This window comes from Tardiphaga sp. 841_E9_N1_2 (assembly GCF_051811065.1).
In the GTDB taxonomy this organism is placed as follows: Bacteria; Pseudomonadota; Alphaproteobacteria; order Rhizobiales; family Xanthobacteraceae; genus Tardiphaga; species Tardiphaga robiniae.
Map to the genome: position 1 here is coordinate 6101774 of NZ_JBPWQC010000001.1, position 17051 is coordinate 6118824.

The 17051-nt window shown below is 61.5% G+C and carries 8 protein-coding genes; 7 read left to right on the forward strand and 1 reads right to left on the reverse strand.

Going from position 1 to position 17051, the window contains the following annotated elements; translation table 11 throughout:
- Window positions 1-104: 104 nt before the first annotated feature.
- The gene (locus tag AB8A50_RS29275) at window positions 105-8438 is read left to right on the forward strand and encodes an ExeM/NucH family extracellular endonuclease (protein ID WP_439079792.1); all 8334 of its coding nucleotides are present in this window, start codon (window positions 105-107) and stop codon (window positions 8436-8438) included.
- 105 nt (window positions 8439-8543) lie between these two features.
- Here the strand turns inward: AB8A50_RS29275 and AB8A50_RS29280 are convergent, their stop codons facing one another.
- Window positions 8544-9344: a GntR family transcriptional regulator gene (locus tag AB8A50_RS29280; RefSeq protein WP_439079793.1), complete on the reverse strand. Its 801-nt coding sequence runs from the start codon at window positions 9342-9344 to the stop codon at window positions 8544-8546.
- 349 nt (window positions 9345-9693) lie between these two features.
- Between AB8A50_RS29280 and AB8A50_RS29285 the strand changes: the two genes are divergently transcribed.
- The 6 genes from AB8A50_RS29285 (at window position 9694) to AB8A50_RS29310 (ending at window position 16991) form a co-directional block, all read left to right on the forward strand.
- Window positions 9694-10752 (forward strand): ABC transporter ATP-binding protein, encoded by a 1059-nt coding sequence (locus AB8A50_RS29285; RefSeq protein WP_439079794.1) that lies wholly within the window; start codon window positions 9694-9696, stop codon window positions 10750-10752.
- 8 nt (window positions 10753-10760) lie between these two features.
- The gene (locus tag AB8A50_RS29290) at window positions 10761-11783 is read left to right on the forward strand and encodes an ABC transporter ATP-binding protein (RefSeq protein WP_439079795.1); all 1023 of its coding nucleotides are present in this window, start codon (window positions 10761-10763) and stop codon (window positions 11781-11783) included.
- Window positions 11784-11802: 19 nt separating this feature from the next.
- Window positions 11803-13356: an ABC transporter substrate-binding protein gene (locus AB8A50_RS29295; RefSeq protein ID WP_439079796.1), complete on the forward strand. Its 1554-nt coding sequence runs from the start codon at window positions 11803-11805 to the stop codon at window positions 13354-13356.
- Between the two features lie 63 nt (window positions 13357-13419).
- The gene (locus AB8A50_RS29300) at window positions 13420-14376 is read left to right on the forward strand and encodes an ABC transporter permease (RefSeq protein ID WP_439079797.1); all 957 of its coding nucleotides are present in this window, start codon (window positions 13420-13422) and stop codon (window positions 14374-14376) included.
- Window positions 14373-15248 carry an ABC transporter permease gene (locus AB8A50_RS29305; protein WP_439079798.1) on the forward strand — a complete coding sequence of 292 codons (876 nt, stop codon included), beginning with the start codon at window positions 14373-14375 and terminating at the stop codon, window positions 15246-15248. The genes AB8A50_RS29300 and AB8A50_RS29305 overlap by 4 nt, the downstream gene beginning before the upstream one ends.
- 27 nt (window positions 15249-15275) lie before the next feature.
- Window positions 15276-16991: an AMP-binding protein gene (locus AB8A50_RS29310; RefSeq protein ID WP_439079799.1), complete on the forward strand. Its 1716-nt coding sequence runs from the start codon at window positions 15276-15278 to the stop codon at window positions 16989-16991.
- Window positions 16992-17051: the final 60 nt, after the last annotated feature.

The following is a 17051-nucleotide window of genomic DNA, read 5'->3' on the forward strand; positions in this document are numbered from 1 at the left end:
CGGCGCATTAACTTTTCGTTAACCAAAGGCAGTCGGTCGCGCGTCTTCGCATTTTGCGAAGCGAGCGATGTTCGACGCACGCCTCAACGATGGAAGCCGATTTCATGTCAACGACATATCACGCCCTTGCCGTTAGCGATCTCGTCCAGGATTGGTCCAATGCCGGCGCAATCAACGCCGATGATAATTGGTCTTCCGTTCCATCGATCGTCGGCTATCTCGGTGACATCAACGCTGGTTCGCCAACTGGCACCGATCCGCGGACATTGACCGGCGCTGGGCTTGGCGCCGTCGATGTGATCGCCAATCAGACTGCCCCGAATTCTCTTACCAATGGCGGCGTTGCGGAATTCGCTGTTGCCAATCCGACCATTGCGCTGAACGGCTCGGGTACTGCAGACGCACCGAGCCTCGTGCTTTATCTCGATGCGAGCGGCCGCGATAATGTGCGACTGACCTTCAATGCGCGCGATCTCGACGGCAGCGCAGACGATGCGTCCCAGCCAATTGCCGTGCAGTACCGGGTCGGTTCCGCCGGGTCCTGGACGAATGTGCCGGGTGGCTACGCTGCCGACGTGACCACCGCGAATGCCGCAACTCAAGTGACGCCTTTCAATTTACTGCTGCCGTCCGAAGTCAATGGTCACGCGGACTTGCAGGTCCGGATTCTCACCACCAATGCCGGTGGCAATGACGAGTGGGTCGGGATCGACGATATCCGCGTCACGAGCAATGCCAGCACCCCGGTCGTAGGTCAGACTGTCGGCTTTTCTGCAGGCACGGTGTCGGTCTCGCATGACGAGGGCAATAGCGGCTCGACGGTCTATCAATTCACCGTGGAGCGCAGTGGTGGCACCGATGGCGATGTCTCATTCTCCGGAACCATTGCCTCTGCGCAGACCGACGCATCGGATTTTGTTGGAAGCGTGCCGAGCAGCTTTAGCGGCGTGATCCCGGCTGGGCAGGGCTCGGCAACGGTGACCGTTATGGTCGCCGGCGACACCACCAGCGAGCCGAATGAAAATTTCACGCTGACGCTTCAGAGCGCTTCCAATTCCACCGCCGTGGCGACCACGATCGGCACCGCGCAAGCCGCCGGCACCATCGTCAATGATGACGTCGCGATCACCAAGATCAGCGCCATCCAGGGTACGGGCGCCACCAGCGGAATGGTCGGCCAGACGGTCACTGTCGAAGCGATCGTAGTCGGTGATTTCCAGAATGGGGACGGCGACAACAGCCGCAACCTGAACGGCTTCTATGTTCAGGAAGAGGTGACCGACTCCGACGGCAATGTCCTGACCTCTGAAGCCATCTTCGTATTCGGCGGCAACGGTGACGTGGCCGTCGGCGACCGTGTCCGTGTCACCGGTTCGATCAGCGAGTATTTCGGTCTCACCGAACTCACCGCGACCAACATTTCCGTGGTTGAAGCGGGAGCAGTTGCCGATATCAACACGATGGCGACCGTGATCGATCTGCCGGGTGCCGGCACCACGTTGAGCCAGGACGGCGACTATCAGCCGAACCTCGAAGCCTATGAGGGCATGCTGGTCACGCTGCCAGAGACACTCGTGATTACCGAGCAGTTCAACCTCGATCGCTTCAATGAAATCAAGCTGGTGGCAGGCGATCGCCCGGCCCAGTTCACTCAGGAAAATGCGCCGGACGCTGCAGCCTACCAGGCCTATCTGGCCGAACTCGGCTCGCGCACCATCACCTATGATGATGGCCTGAACGCCCAGAACGCGGCCATCAGCAATCTCGATGGCTTCGGCCCGACCTACAACACGGCGACGGCGCCGCGGATGGGGGACACGATCACCGGGCTGACCGGCGTACTGGACTATCAATGGGCTGGAAACGCCGCCTCCGGCGCGACCTGGCGGGTCCGCTCGGTCGAGAACGGCACCAATACATTCGACGACGGCACCGCACCGCGAACCACGGCCCCTGAGGATGTCGGCAGCACCCTGCAAGTCGCGAGCTTCAACGTTCTGAATTTCTTCAAGACGCTGGACAATGGCGCCAGCACCGCCATCGGCCAGGAGCCGCGCGGCGCCAACGACGCCGTCGAATTCTCCCGCCAGACCGGCAAGCTCGTCGATGCCATTCTTGCAATGGATGCCGACGTGCTGGCGCTGACTGAGCTGGACAACGATTTTCTTCCCGGCTCGTCGGGCAATGCGATCGAATATCTGGTCGGCCAGCTCAATGCCGCTGCAGGCCCCGGCGCCTATGCCTGGGTCAATCCCGGTCAGCAGTTTGTTGGTGGTGATGCGATCGCGGTCGGCTTCATCTACAAGACCGCGGATGTAAAAATCGCGGACGGGACGACGGTCGCGATCCTCAACGATGCCGATCTGCCCGGACTCGGGCTTTCTGGCCTGCTGAGCCAGAGCACCGTCGGGCACATTTTCGACGGCGCGAATACCAGCCGCAATGCGCTCGCGGTGACGTTCGAGCAGATCGCCACTGGTGAAACTTTCACCGCAATCGCCAACCACCTCAAATCCAAGAGCGGCACCGGCACCGGCCTCGATGCTGACCAGGGTGACGGTCAGGGCAACTGGCAGAACCAGCGCGAGCTCGCAGCGACTGCGCTCACCGCCTGGGCCAACAGCGACCCGACCGGTTCCGGCGACAGCGACGTGCTGATGCTCGGCGATTTCAACAGCTACGCCAAGGAGCAGGCAACGGGCATCATCGAGAACGCAGGCTATGAAAACCTGCATGGCCGGGAGGACGGTGCTTATTCCTACGTCTTCGACGGTCAAACCGGCACCCTCGATTACGCGTTCGCGAATGACAGCCTGTCGTCGCAGGTTACTGGCGTCACCACCTGGCACATCAATGCCGATGAGGCCGATGCCCTCGATTACAACACGGACTTTTCGCGCGATCCGGCGATCTTCGATGCCGATACGAATGTCCGCGTTTCCGACCACGATCCGGTCATCGTTGGTCTCGATCTGAACCAGAACCAGACGCCGTCGACCTACAGGCTGCAGATCCTGCATGCGTCGGATTTCGAGGCCGGTCTCGATGCGGTCGATCGCGCCGGCAATTTCGCCGCCATCGTTGATTACCTCGAAGAGACACAGGCGAATTCGATCACGCTGTCGTCGGGCGACAACTTCATCCCCAGCCCGTTCTTCAGCGCCGGCAGCGACGCCTCGTTGAAGGAAGTATATGAGACCGCGCTCGAGACCTATTACGGTCTTGCCAGCGGCACGCTGAACATCACGCCCGGCTTCGGTAGTGCTGACATCTCGATGCTGAACATCATCGGTGTGCAGGCCTCGGCGATCGGAAATCACGAATTCGACGCAGGCACAAATCCGCTCGCAGCAATCATTCGGCAAACTGCCGGCTTCCCGGGCGCACAGTTCCCCTTCCTATCTGCCAATCTGGATTTCTCAGGCGATCCCAATCTTGCCGGCCTCTACACCAGCCTCATCCAGAACGCTGACAACTATTCCGGCTTCCCGCCGGCCGCCGGCATAGGCAAGAAGATCGCGCCTGCGACCATCATCGAGGAGGGCGGCGAAAAGATCGGCGTGGTGGGCGCCACCACTCAGATCGTCGAAAGCATTTCCTCGACCGGCGGCGTCGAGGTGATCGGCGACGATGTTGACGACATGGCCGCACTTGCTGCGATCCTGCAGCCAACTATCGACAGCCTGATCGCCCAGGGTATCAACAAGATCATCCTGGTCAGCCATCTCCAGCAGATCGCGTTCGAGCAGGCACTTGCACCGTTGCTGCATGGCGTCGACATCATCATCTCGGGCGGATCGAACACGCTGCTTGCCGATGCGCAGGATACGCTGCGTCCCGGCGACACCGCCGATGGCACTTACCCGATCGTGACCCATAATGCCGACGGCAACACCACGCTGATCGTCAATACTGACGGCGAATACTCCTATGTCGGCCGGCTTGTGGTCGATTTCGACGCCAATGGCAACGTTATCGCGGGAAGTGTCGATCCTAATGTCAGCGGTGCTTATGCGACCACTGACGAAGAGGTCGCCGATCTTTATGACGACGTCATCGACGTCGACGGTGACGGCGATATCGATGCGGCGGATGCCAATCCGTTCGCCGAAGGCAGCAAGGGGGATCTCGTCAACGACATCGCCCAGGGGGTCGGTAATGTGATCGACGCTCAGGACGGCAATCTGTTCGGCAGCACCAATGTCTATCTGGAAGGCCGTCGCGGCGAGGTCCGCACCGAGGAGACCAATCTGGGCGACCTCACGGCCGACGCCAATCTCTGGTACGCCCAGAAGGCCGATGCGACGGTGATGGTCTCGATCAAGAATGGCGGCGGTGTCCGCGATTCGATCGGCAGCGTCTCCGCAGTGGGCGGCGTCGCCCAGGAAAACCCGCCATCGGCCAATCCCGGTGTCGGCAAGGAAGAGGGCGACATCTCGCAGCTCGACATCGCCAACTCGCTGCGCTTCAACAATGCTTTGTCCATGGTCACCGTGACGGCAACACAGTTGCTGACGGTGCTGGAGCATGCGGTGGCCGCGACCGCGAATGGCGCCACCCCCGGTCAGTTCGCTCAGGTTGGCGGCATCGCTTACTCCTTCGACAAGGATAGCCCGGCCGGCAACCGTATTCAGTCGGCGACGCTGATCGACGAGAACGGCAATCCCGTCCTTGCCCTGGTCGAGAACGGTGAGCTCGTTGTCGATGCCAATATGGCGATCCGGGTCGTGACGCTGAGCTTCCTGCTCACGGGCGGCGACGGCTATCCGTTCGCGAGCTTCATTGCGGCCAATCCGGCCTTTGCAAATGTTGTGAACCTGTCTTCGAATCTCGTTCCCGATGCTGGTCAGGTGGCTAACTTTGCGGCCGAAGGCACCGAACAGGACGCGTTCGCCGAATATCTCGCGGCGCACTATTCCGAAACGGCTTACGATGTCCTCGACACCGACCGCGCGCATGACACTCGAATCCAGAACCTCGACTATCGGTCGGATACGGTGCTCTCCGTGCAGCCGATCGTGCTGGTCGGCGACGATGATGACAACATCCTCACTGGCGCACTCGGCAACGATACGATCTCCGGCGGCGAGGGCGATGACACGCTGACGGGTCTTGGCGGCAATGACGAACTCGACGGCGGCGAGGGCGATGATACGTTGCTCGGCGGTGCCGGAAACGACAATCTCACCGGTGGCGAAGGTGACGACGCTCTCAGCGGCGATGCCGGCAACGACGTCCTGGCCGGCGGCGAAGGTGACGACACGCTCTCCGGCGGCGCCGGTGACGATGAGATCGATGGCGGCGAAGGCTACGACACCCTCGACGGCGGTGCTGGCAACGACCGGCTCGTTGCCGGAGCCGGCGATAGCGCATCCGGCGGCGATGGTGACGACATTATCGTGGTCTCGACCGACGATTACGCGCCGGCGTTGATCGATGGCGGTGACGGCAATGACATCCTGAAACTGGTGGGTTCCGGTACCGGCGTCATCGACACCAGCAACATTGTCATCAACGTCGAAAATCTCGTGGTCAGTGAAGGTACCTGGTCGGTTACCGGCAGCGACTACTCCACGGTTACAGTCGAGGGCGGCGCCACACTCATCAGCAACGTGGCTGTCAACAACGGCGATCTGCTTTCGGTCCATGCTGGCGGCAAGCTGATCGCCGGCACCGCCATCCTCTGGTCGGGCGGCGGAGCCGCCGTGGTCGACAATGCCGGCCTGATCGAAGGATCGAGCCGCGTGCTCAACACCACGAGCAGTGTGACGGGCTCGTTGACCTTCAACAACGAAGCAGGCGGCATTCTTCGCGGTGCGCTGAGCCCACAACAGGCGGGACACGCTGATGCGACCATCACGATCAACAATGCTGGCGTGATGGAAGCAGGCGGTCGCGTCATCGACTTCCGCAGCTTCGATGGAGCCGGCGCTTCGGCGGTGATCAACAATCTCGCCGGCGGCATTATCCGCCAGTACGGGAGCGACACCGACGTGATCCGCCCCGGCAATGACGGGATTGTTAATAACTGGGGTACCATCACGACCGATCCTGGCTTCGTCGGCGGAGGTGACCTGATCGACTTCCAGAGTGATACCGGCGGCAAGGTCAACAACTATGCCGGCGGCTGGATGGAAGGTTCGCGCCATGCCGTGACCGGCGACAATGCTGTGACCGTTGTCAATTCAGGCACGATGATCGGCCGCAACGGCTCGGCGGTGAACATCGACAATGGCGGTTCTGAAGCCGAGAAGGTCTTCATCACCAACCACGGCACGATGGAAGGTCGCTCGGCGGAACTGTCCGACTCCGATGGCGATGCCATCGACGTTGATGGTCTGGTGCAGGTCCTGAACTACGGCCGTATCGCCGGCCTCGGCGCCGAGGGTTACCATGATGGCGAACCGAACGTCTCCGAGGGTATCGCCATCGGAGGAGGCTCCGTCGTCAACAGTGCTACTGGCGAGATCTACGGTTACGGTCGTGCTATCCAGGTGGATAATTCCAGCAACAGCAACGCGCTGGGTGTGTCCACGATCGTGAATGATGGCCTGATCCGCGGCGACGGTCACGGTCCGGAAGGCGTCTCTGCGGAAGACGCTGCCCGCTTCGACCTACGCGGCAATGAGGCGATCAATCTGGTTGGCGACTATGAGGATTTCGTCGGCAACAACAGCACGGGCCGGATCATCGGCGGCATATCGATGGGTGGAGCCAGGGACACCCTGAACAACTCCGGCTCGATCATCGCGACCGGTGGATCGGCCATCGACATGGGCGCCGGCAACGACCAGGTGAACCTCTATGTCGGTGCGAAGGTGACCGGCAAGATCCTGCTCGGAACCGGCGACGACGTCGCTCTCTCCACCTCGGCTGGTGGCTTCGAGATCGATGGCGGCGACGGCAGCGATACGATGGCCATGGACTACGCATATGGCGGTGCTGACATCCTCAGCGGCGGAAACGGCAACGACTACATCTATGCCGGTGCAGGCAACGATCAGGTCGATGGCGGGGCTGACGACGATACGCTCTATGGCAATGACGGCGATGACCTAATCAAGGGCGGATCCGGCAATGACGATATCGCCGGCGGCATTGGAGCTGACACCATTCATGGTGATAGCGGCAATGACAGCATCGATGGTGGCGAAGGGAACGATACCGTGTTCTACACGGGAACGTTCAACAACCACGGCTACGCGTTGAACGCGGACGGCTCCATCAAGGTCACCGACCTGCGCAATGGTGCGCCGGACGGGATCGACACGCTGCGTAATGTCGAGCAGCTCAATTTTGTCGATGGGGCCTGGAAGCTAGTGATCGGCACCAACGGCGACGACGCGATCACCGGTTCTGCCGGCAATGATCTGGTGTTTGGCGGCAGCGGAAATGATACTTTCCTCGGCACCGGCGGGCTGGATACCTACGACGGCGGCGACGGAACCGACACAATCGACTACAGCCAGATCACATTCAAGGTGACGGTCGATCTTGCCTCCGGGCTCGCTTACTACCCCGGCTATCTCGCCGGCGCCGATCACTTCAGCAATATCGAGAATGCGATCGGGACCGGCTATGACGATCTTCTGATCGGAACCAGCGGTGCCAACACGTTGATCGGGGGCGCGGGCAACGACGTTCTGAACGGCGGTGACGGCGACGACATCCTGCGCGGCGGTGCCGGCAACGACACGATCGACGGCGGAGCCGGCTACGACGTGCTCGACCTGTCGGATGCGACCGGAGCGTTGACGGTCAACTACGCGGCTGGAACGGTGACGGGTGCCGGGATCGGGACCGATCATTTCACCGGCATCGAGGAGATCCTGTTCGGTGCGGGCAATGATCAAATCACCGGCGGCAACGGTGACGACACCTTCGATGGCGGTGCCGGCAACGACACCATCAATGGCGGTGCGGGTGACGATGCGCTCAGCGGCGGCGTTGGTGACGACGCGATCGACGGCGGTTCCGGCGATGACGTGGTGTCCGGCGGCATCGGCAACGATACGCTGAAGGCCGGCTCCGGCGATGACAGCGTCGATGGCGGTGACGGCAACGACATCATCGATGCTGGCTCGGGCGACGACATCATCGTGGCCGGTGCGGGTGCGGACAAGGTGAATGCCGGCTCCGGCAACGACATCATCGGCGGTGGAACCGGCGACGATATCCTGACCGGCGGTTCTGGCTCCGACGTGTTCGTGTTCGCCGCCGGGTTCGGAAAGGATATGATCACCGACTTCGCCGCGAGTGGAGCGTCCAAGGACTTCATCCAGTTCTCCAGCGATCTGTTCTCCGACTATGCCGATGTGATGTCTCACACCGCCCAGGTCGGCAGCAGCATCGTGGTGACGCTGGATGAAAACAACGCAGTTACGCTCGCCAACACCAGCTTGGCGTCGCTCACCGCTGACGACTTCCGCTTCGTCTAGCGGCGGACATGGCACACGGGGCGTTACTGGCGCCCCGTGTGCACCCTACGTTTTTGCGTTGATGAATTGCGGTCGCTACCGTCTGAGCCGGCAGCCCCATTGAATTCACCCGCGCGGAGCAGGCGCAATCTCAGCCGGCATAATATCGTGCCCATCGCTATGTGTTAGCGCACTCAGGTCGAATGTCTCTCCGCGAATGCGCGATAGGGTGGACAAGGCGCGGTCGCGATCACTTTCCAGAAGCTGACCGAGATGTGTGACAGCGGCATTCGGCTTGCGCTGCCGGATCGCCTTCAATGTCGACGCCATCAGGTCGGTGCTGAGTCGGCGGATGTCGCGGGTCTGATAGTCCAGCGGCGTCTTCCATATGGTTTCCCATACGGTTTGATTGGCAAGGTCGGTGAGCAGTTCGACGAGCAGTTCGTTGCCCGAGCCGCGCGCAATGGTCTTTACCGCGCGCGTCGTGGTGTGTGCGAAAGCCATTGGATCATCGACCTCGACTGCGACTCTCAACTCGTCGCAGCGGCGCGCCAGTGTGTCGATGAAGCTTTCGACCGGCGTGGTCGCCATGGTGCGCACCGCCAGCATCGACAGTGCGGTGCGGACATTAAACAGGTCAGCCACCGATTTGAGTGACAGCGGTCTGATATAGGCGCCGCGCCGCGGAAAGATGTCGACCAGGCGCCGGCGCTCGAGAATGCGGATCGCTTCACGGATTGGGCCACGGCTGACGCCGAAATCGCGCGCCAGGTCGATTTCGACAAGACGCTCGCCCGCTTTGCGACGGCCGGAGACGATTTCGGCACCGAGTTCCTCCGCAACCTGGTCGGGGATAGTACGCGGTGCAAATCTCCGTTCGACGTCGTGCTGGTTATCGTTGAATGGCCTGCGAAGTGTCGCTGCCATGGCTGCCTCCTGTCGATGCACGCTTGCCGCGTCATACGGTTCTGTCTACCGCAGAAGTCAATTGTTGACAATTGACAGTCGATGACCTTTCATTGGGTTACTGTCGCTTCAATACATACCGGCACAAGCCGGACCGCGATGGAACGTCCCGATGCAAGATCTGCAGAACAGGGATGGCAAGGGAGGTGAACATGGTGGCTCTGTTCGCGTCGGCGCGTGTCCGACTGACAACAGCCCAACAGACACGCGTCTGCGGCTTTCATCCGTATGTGCAAGTGCAGCACCGGCAAACCCTGCAGCAGCGGATGAGGCGCGGCGTCATTGGTCGTGTTCTGGCTGGCGAAGCGCAATGACAGGTGCGATCGACATCTCCGCTCCCACGGCAACGCGCGTTGCTGGAATGCCCGACGCGGGCGTTTCGCCGCAGCCGCTGCTGGAAGTACGCGATCTCTCGCTGTCATTCGCGACGGCGCGTGGCGCATTGCCGATCACCCGGAACGTAAATTTCACCATCGCGCCGGGCGAGCGCGTCGGTCTGGTCGGAGAGAGCGGATGCGGCAAGACCGTTACCGGACTCTCGCTGCTGCGACTGTTGCCGCCGCAATCGGCGCGGATCGAAGGTGATATTCTGTTCAACGGAACCAATCTGGCCACGCTGTCGCCGCGTCGCATGCGGGCCGTGCGCGGCCGTGAGATCGCGATGATCTTCCAGGAGCCTATGAGCGCGCTTGATCCTGTCTTCACGGTTGGCGACCAGATCAGCGAAGCCTATCGCATCCATTTTCCGGTCAGTCGCGCGGAGGGGCGCGAGCGCGCCATCGCTGCGTTGCGTGAAGTCGGTATCCCCGCGCCGGAACGCCGCTGCGACGAATATCCGCATCAACTCTCGGGCGGTATGCGCCAGCGCGTGATGATCGCGATGGCGTTGATCTGCAAGCCGAAGCTGCTGGTCGCCGACGAGCCGACCACGGCGCTCGATGTCACGGTGCAGGCGCAGATCACCGATCTCTTGCGTTCGTTGAGCGAGCGCACCGGCACGGCATTGATCTTCATTACCCATGATCTCGGCGTCGTCGCCGAAACCTGCACCCGCATGATCACCATGTATGCCGGTGAGGTCGTCGAGGATGCCCCGGTGGACGATGTGCTGACGCGGCCACGTCATCCCTATACATCCGGACTGCTGCGCTCGCTGCCTAGCCTCAGCCCGCGCCGCGGCGTGCTGGCCTCGATTCCCGGCCGCGTACCGTCGCCCAATGCAATGCCCGCCGGCTGCCGCTTCCGATCACGTTGCACGCATGCCGTGGCGGGCTGCGAGCGGAGTCAGCCGATGGTCGAGATCGAAAGCGGTCGTACTGCGCGCTGCTGGCGTGCTCCCGAACTCGTGCTGCCGGGGGCGGTGAATTGATGTCAGGCATGCGGAGCCACAAGCGCGACAGCGGCGGGATTCTCGCAGTGCGTGACTTGCGGATCCTGTTTCCGACCCGCGATGGCCGCGACACAGTCAAGGCGATCGACGGCATGGATTTCGAGGTCCACGCTGGCGAGACCTTCGGCATTATCGGCGAGTCTGGCTCGGGCAAGACCACGCTCGGCCGTGCGCTGGTGTCGCTGCTGCCGCCGAGCGACGGCCAAATTCTGCATGACGGCACCGATCCGGCTGCCCTCAGCACAAGCGCATTCCGCAAGCACCGCCGCGATTACCAGATCATCTTCCAGGATCCGAATGCCGCGCTCAATCCGCGCATGACGATCATCGACAGCGTGGTCGAGCCGCTGGAGATCATGGGCGAAGGCGATCATGCCTCGCGCCACCGTCGTGGCATCGAAGTGCTGGAGCGCGTCGGCCTCGCCGCCGAAGCGGCCGATCGCTATCCGCACCAATTGTCCGGTGGCCAGAAGCAGCGCGTTAACATCGCGCGCGTGTTGACGTTGCGGCCCAAGGTCATTGTTTGCGACGAGGTGGTGGCGGCGCTCGACGTCTCCATCCGCGGCGACGTGCTCAATCTTTTTGCTGACTTGCAGCGCGAATTCGGCCTGACCTATGTGTTTATCACCCATGACATCTCGGTGGTCTCGCACATCTCCGACCGCATCGCCGTCACCTATCTCGGCAAGCTGATGGAGCTCGGTCCGGCCGAGGATGTGGTCGAGCGGCCACTGCATCCCTATACGCGTGCGCTGTTGTCGGCCGAGCCGGTGCCGTTGCCGTCGCATTTGCGGGTCGACCGCCGCATCATTCTCGAAGGTGAAATTCCGAGCCCGGTGGCGCCGCCATCGGGTTGCCGCTTCCGCACGCGCTGCCCGTCGGTGCAACCGCGTTGCGCCAAAGAAGTGCCAGTCTGGCGCGACGTCAAGCCGGGACACCGCGTGGCCTGTCATTTCGCCACGGCGGATGGGCCACCACCAGACAATCAAAAAGCGCAACGCGCATCATAATCATCGGGAGGATTTTCAAATGACTACCATCGACCTCAGCAAGCGGACACTACGCCGTCGTGACATTCTCGCGCTGATGGGTGGCGCTGCTGTAACCGGCGCGCTCGGCCTGCCGGCCTGGGCGCAGGAGGCCAAGAAGGGCGGCGTACTGAAGGTCGCCGCGCCGGCCAATCCGTCGTCGCTCGATCCCGCCACCGGTGGCGCCGGCTCCGACCACAGCATTCTGTGGACCATGTATGACACGCTGGTGGAGTGGGACTACGAGACGCTGAAGCCAAAGCCGGGCATGGCGAAATGGGCGTTCCCCGATCCGAAGACCATGGTGCTCGACATCACCACCGGCATCAAATTCCACGACGGCACGTCGATGGATGCGGAGGCCGTCAAATTCAACCTCGAGCGCAACCGCACCGACCAGCGCTCCAACGTCAAGCCCGATCTGTCCAGTGTGGATGCGGTCGAGGTCACCGGTCCGCTGCAGGTGACGCTGAAGCTAAAGAATCCCGACACCGCGCTGCCGGCGATCCTGTCGGATCGCGCCGGCATGATGGTGTCGCCGACCAATATCAAAGCGCTCGGCAATGAGACCGACCGCAAGCCGGTCGGCGCTGGCCCATGGAAATTCGTGCGCTGGAATGACAACGAGATCATCGTCGTGACCCGCCATGATCAATACTGGCGCCAGGGGCGGCCCTATCTGGACGGCATCGAGTTCAACATCATCCCGGAAAACGCCACCGCTTTGCGTTCGGTTGTCGCCGGCCAGAACGACATGGCATTCCAGCTGCCGGCGCGATTGAAGCCGGTGATCGAGCGCGCCAAGAATCTGGAAACTGTCAGCTCGCCGACATTGTATTGCATTCAGGTCTACTTCAATTACGGCCGCGCACCGCTCGACAACGTCAAGGTCCGTCAGGCGATCAACTTCGCGCTCGACCGCGATGCTTTCGTTAAGGCGGCGCTCAACGGCCTTGGCGAACCGGCGCGCATGACGCTGCCGAGTTCGCACTGGGCGTTCAACAAGGACGTCGCGGGGATGCATCCCAACAATACGGAGAAAGCGAAGCAGCTGCTCGCCGAGGCCGGCTACAAGGATGGTCTCGAACTGACCATAGGCGGCTATATGGATCAGGATTCCGTGCGGCGTGGCGAGGTGATCCAGGATCAGCTCGGCAAGGCTGGCATCCGCCTGAAATTCACCCGCGGCACCATTGCCGAAATCAGCGCGCAGTTCTTCGCCACCGAGAAGAAGTTCGACCTTCTTGTCTCGGCATGGACCGGGCGTCCAGATCCGAGCATGACCTACGGGCTGAGCTTCGACAAAGGCGCTTATTACAATGCGGGCCGCAGCGGCGAGCCGGAGTTGTCGAAGTTGATCCAGGAGAGCCGTGTCAGCGAAGATCTCGCCAAGCGCGCCGATGTGTTCGCCAAGATCCAGAAATTCACGGTGGAGAACGCTCTGTCGGCACCGCTCGCATTCCAGTTCGAACTCGATGCGCTGTCCGCCAAGGTGAAGGGCTTCAAGCCCAATCTGCTCGGCAAGCCGAAATTCGAAAATATCTCGCTCGGCTAATCCGTCCGACACAGCAACCGGCGCCGCGATCATCGCGGCGTCCTTAACTGGTATGAATTGCGCATGTTGAATTCCGGACGTCTCCGCATTATCGGTCGTCGCCTGCTGCAGGCGATCCCGGTGGTGGTGCTGTCGACCTTCATCGTGTTCGGCCTGCTCAAGCTGGTGCCGGGCGATGTTGCGGTGACGCTTGCTGGCGATAATGCGTCGGAGCAGCGGATCGCTGAAATCCGCGAGCTCTATGGCCTGAACCAGCCGTTCCTGCTGCAATATGGCTCATGGCTCTGGAAGGCGGGGCATGGCGATCTCTCCAGCTCGCTGATCTCCAACGAAGCGGTACTGACCTCGATCCAGCGCTGCCTGCCGCATACGCTGCTGATCGTCGCACTCGCGCTGTTCATGGCGATGTTGGTCGGTATCCCCTTGGGCATTGCCGCGGCAACCAAGCCCGGCTCGTGGATCGACGGCTTCGTCATGGCCATCGCCTCGCTCGGTGTCGCCGTGCCGAATTTCTGGCTCGGCATGCTGCTGGTGGCGTTCTTCTCGCTGCAGCTCAATTGGCTACCGGCCACAGGTGCAGTATCGCTCATGAAAGATCCGTGGGCGTCGCTCAGTCATGCCATCCTGCCGGCGGTGGCGCTCGCGTCCGGCGGCATTGCCGAGGTGGCGCGGCAATTGCGGTCGTCACTCGTCGAGATACTGTCGTCGCAACAGGTTCGCACGTTGCACGCCAAGGGTTTGCCGCCATCATCGATCCTGTGGCGTCACGGTTTGAAGAATGTCAGCGTCAACCTGCTCACCGTCGTCAGCCTGCTCGCGAACCGCCTGCTCGCGGCGACCGTCGTGGTCGAGGCCGTGTTCGCGATTCCAGGCATGGGCGGCCTGATCGTCAACGGCGCAATGAACCGCGATTTTCCGGTGGTGCAGGGCGTGGTGTTCACCATGGTCCTGATCGTCGTCACACTCAATCTGCTCACGGACATTCTGTACAGCGTCCTCGATCCGAGGATTTCGTCATGACGGATGCAGTGATGGCGCCCGAGCGTCGACCGGGACGTTTCTCGAGTTTTGTACGCTGGTTCGTCAGTGATCTACGCGGCGCTTTTAGCCTGACTTTCCTCGTCGCGCTGTTCGTGATCTCGGTCCTCGGCCCGTGGATCTCGCCATACGCGCCGGCCGCACAGGATCTCGACGCGGCGCTGGCGACCATGTCGACTCAACATTGGCTTGGCGCTGACGATCTTGGTCGCGATACGCTCAGCCGCCTGATCTATGGCGGTATGGCGTCACTCTATGCGAGTTTCCTTGCGGTTACGATCGCCGTTCTGATCGGCGTGCCGGTCGGCATTCTCGCCGGCTATCTTGGCGGCTGGGTCGATACAGTGATCAGCCGTGTTATCGACAGCTTCCTGTCGTTCCCGGCCATCGTGCTGGCGATCGCCGTGACAGGTGCGCTCGGCATCGGCCTTACGAACGGCATGATCTCGGTTGGCATCGTGTTTTCGCCGCAGCTTGCGCGCCTCGTCCGTGCGCGCACGCTGGTGGTGCGCAATGAGCTCTATGTCGATGCCGCGCGTTGCTTTGGCGGATCAACACCACGCATCCTGTGGCGTCACGTGCTGCCGAACGCGATCCAGCCCGTTATCGTGCAGGTCACGCTGTTGCTGGCCGCGGCATTGCTTGCCGAAGCCAGTCTCAGCTTTCTCGGCCTCGGCATTCAGCCGCCGGATCCGAGCTGGGGTTCGATGTTGGCGCGCGCCTATCAGAACATGGAAATCGCGCCCGAGCAGATGTATCCGCCCGGCCTCGCCATCCTGTTTACCGCTCTGGCCTTCAACACATTGGGTGAATCGCTGCGAGTCGCGCTCGATCCGACCATGAAACGCAACTGACCAAGATCAAGAACAAGGACGTCGGTGATGACCGCAAGCGCCAAAGAAACTGAATATCTCGCCAGGCTGCACGAGCTGTGGGCTAAGGCCTGGCCGAAAGGCACGCCGAACAAGCCGCAATATCTGCATGGCGAAATCGCGCTAACCGAATATTTGCGCGCGTGGGCCAAGCGTAATCCTGAAAAGCCGGCGGTGATCTTTTATGGTCACGTCACCACCTATGCCGAACTCGACGCGCAGAGTGATCGCTTCGCGGCGTTGCTGATGGAGAAGGGCGTCCGCAAGGGCGACCGTGTCGCGGTGTTCCTGCCGAACTGCCCACAATTCCATATCGTATTCTTCGGCATCCTCAAGCTTGGCGCTATCCACGTCCCCGTCAGCCCCCTGTCGCGCGCGTTCGAATTGTCCTACGAATTGAATGATACCGACGCCGAAGTCATCGTGGCGCTGGATCAATTGGCGCCTGTGGTCGACCAGGTACGAAGCAAGTCCAAGCTGCGCGAAGTGATCGTTACCAGTTTTGCGGATGTGCTTCCGGCCAAGCCGACCATTCCCGTCCCAGATTCGATCAGTGCGCCGCGCATTGCCATCTCCGGTGCGACCGATCTGCTGCCGGCGCTGGCTGCGCTGCCCGTGCCAAAGCCGCTGCCGCCCGCCGGACTCGATGATATCGCCGCGCTGAATTACACCGGTGGCACCACCGGCATGCCGAAGGGGTGCGTGCACACCCAGCGCGATATGGTCTATACGGCCGCCGCCAATCACGGCATCTCCGTCGTTGCCAATGAAAACAGCGTCTTTCTGTCGTTCTTTCCAGAGTTCTGGATTGCCGGTGAGAATTTCGGCCTGATCTTCCCGATGTTTACGGGCGCAACGCTCGTCCTGCTGGCGCGCTGGGATGCGATCGGGGCACTGTCGGCCATCGATCGCTACAAGGTCAATGTCACTGCGATGCCGGTCGATGGTGCCGTCGAGCTGATGGATCATCCGCGGTTCGCGGAATTCGACCTGTCGTCGCTCAATCAGGTGCGCGTCGTGTCCTTCGTGAAGAAGCTCAATCCGGCCTATCGCAAGCGCTGGAAGGATCTCACCGGCACGATCCTGACCGAAGCCTCGTGGGGAATGACCGAGACCCATACATCCAACACCCTGACGGCTGGCTTCCAGGATGATGATTTCGATCTTCTGTCACAGCCGATCTTCGTTGGGCTCCCGGTGCCCGGCGCCGAGTTCAAGATCACCGATTTCGAGACAGGTGAACTCGTGCCGCTCGGTGGCGAGGGCGAGATCCGCGTGCGGACACCATCGCTGCTGAAGAGCTACTGGAATAAGCCGGAAGCAACAGCGGAGTCGTTGATCGATGGCTGGCTGCGCACCGGCGATATCGGCACCATCGATACCGACGGCTTCCTGCATTTCCTCGGTCGTCGCAAAGAGATGCTGAAGGTCAAGGGCATGAGCGTGTTCCCGCCGGAGATCGAGGCGCTGCTCGGTCAGCATCCGAAGGTTCTCGGATCGGGCGTGGTCGGTCGCGAAGACGCTAGCAAGGGGCAAGTGCCGGTCGCCTTCATCCAGCTCAAGCCAGAAGAGAGAGGCACCATCACGCCAGCGGAACTGCAGGCGTGGTGTGCCGAACGGATGGCCGTCTACAAGGTGCCTGAGATTCGCATCATCGACGCGCTGCCGATGACGGCCACCGGCAAGGTGAAGAAACAGGAACTCGACGCAAACGCGCCGCAGTAAATCGAAACGTTACATGGCCCTGGGTGTGGATGATGCCACCCCGGATCGCGTCTGTTGTTC

Bases quoted from the DNA above. Each gene is read 5' to 3' on its own strand.
- AB8A50_RS29275 (WP_439079792.1), top strand. From the start codon at position 105: ATGTCAACGACATATCACGCCCTTGCCGTTAGCGATCTCGTCCAGGAT.
- AB8A50_RS29280 (WP_439079793.1), bottom strand. From the start codon at position 9,344: ATGGCAGCGACACTTCGCAGGCCATTCAACGATAACCAGCACGACGTC.
- AB8A50_RS29300 (WP_439079797.1), top strand. From the start codon at position 13,420: ATGTTGAATTCCGGACGTCTCCGCATTATCGGTCGTCGCCTGCTGCAG.
- AB8A50_RS29290 (WP_439079795.1), top strand. From the start codon at position 10,761: ATGCGGAGCCACAAGCGCGACAGCGGCGGGATTCTCGCAGTGCGTGAC.
- AB8A50_RS29295 (WP_439079796.1), top strand. From the start codon at position 11,803: ATGACTACCATCGACCTCAGCAAGCGGACACTACGCCGTCGTGACATT.
- AB8A50_RS29285 (WP_439079794.1), top strand. From the start codon at position 9,694: ATGACAGGTGCGATCGACATCTCCGCTCCCACGGCAACGCGCGTTGCT.
- AB8A50_RS29305 (WP_439079798.1), top strand. From the start codon at position 14,373: ATGACGGATGCAGTGATGGCGCCCGAGCGTCGACCGGGACGTTTCTCG.
- AB8A50_RS29310 (WP_439079799.1), top strand. From the start codon at position 15,276: ATGACCGCAAGCGCCAAAGAAACTGAATATCTCGCCAGGCTGCACGAG.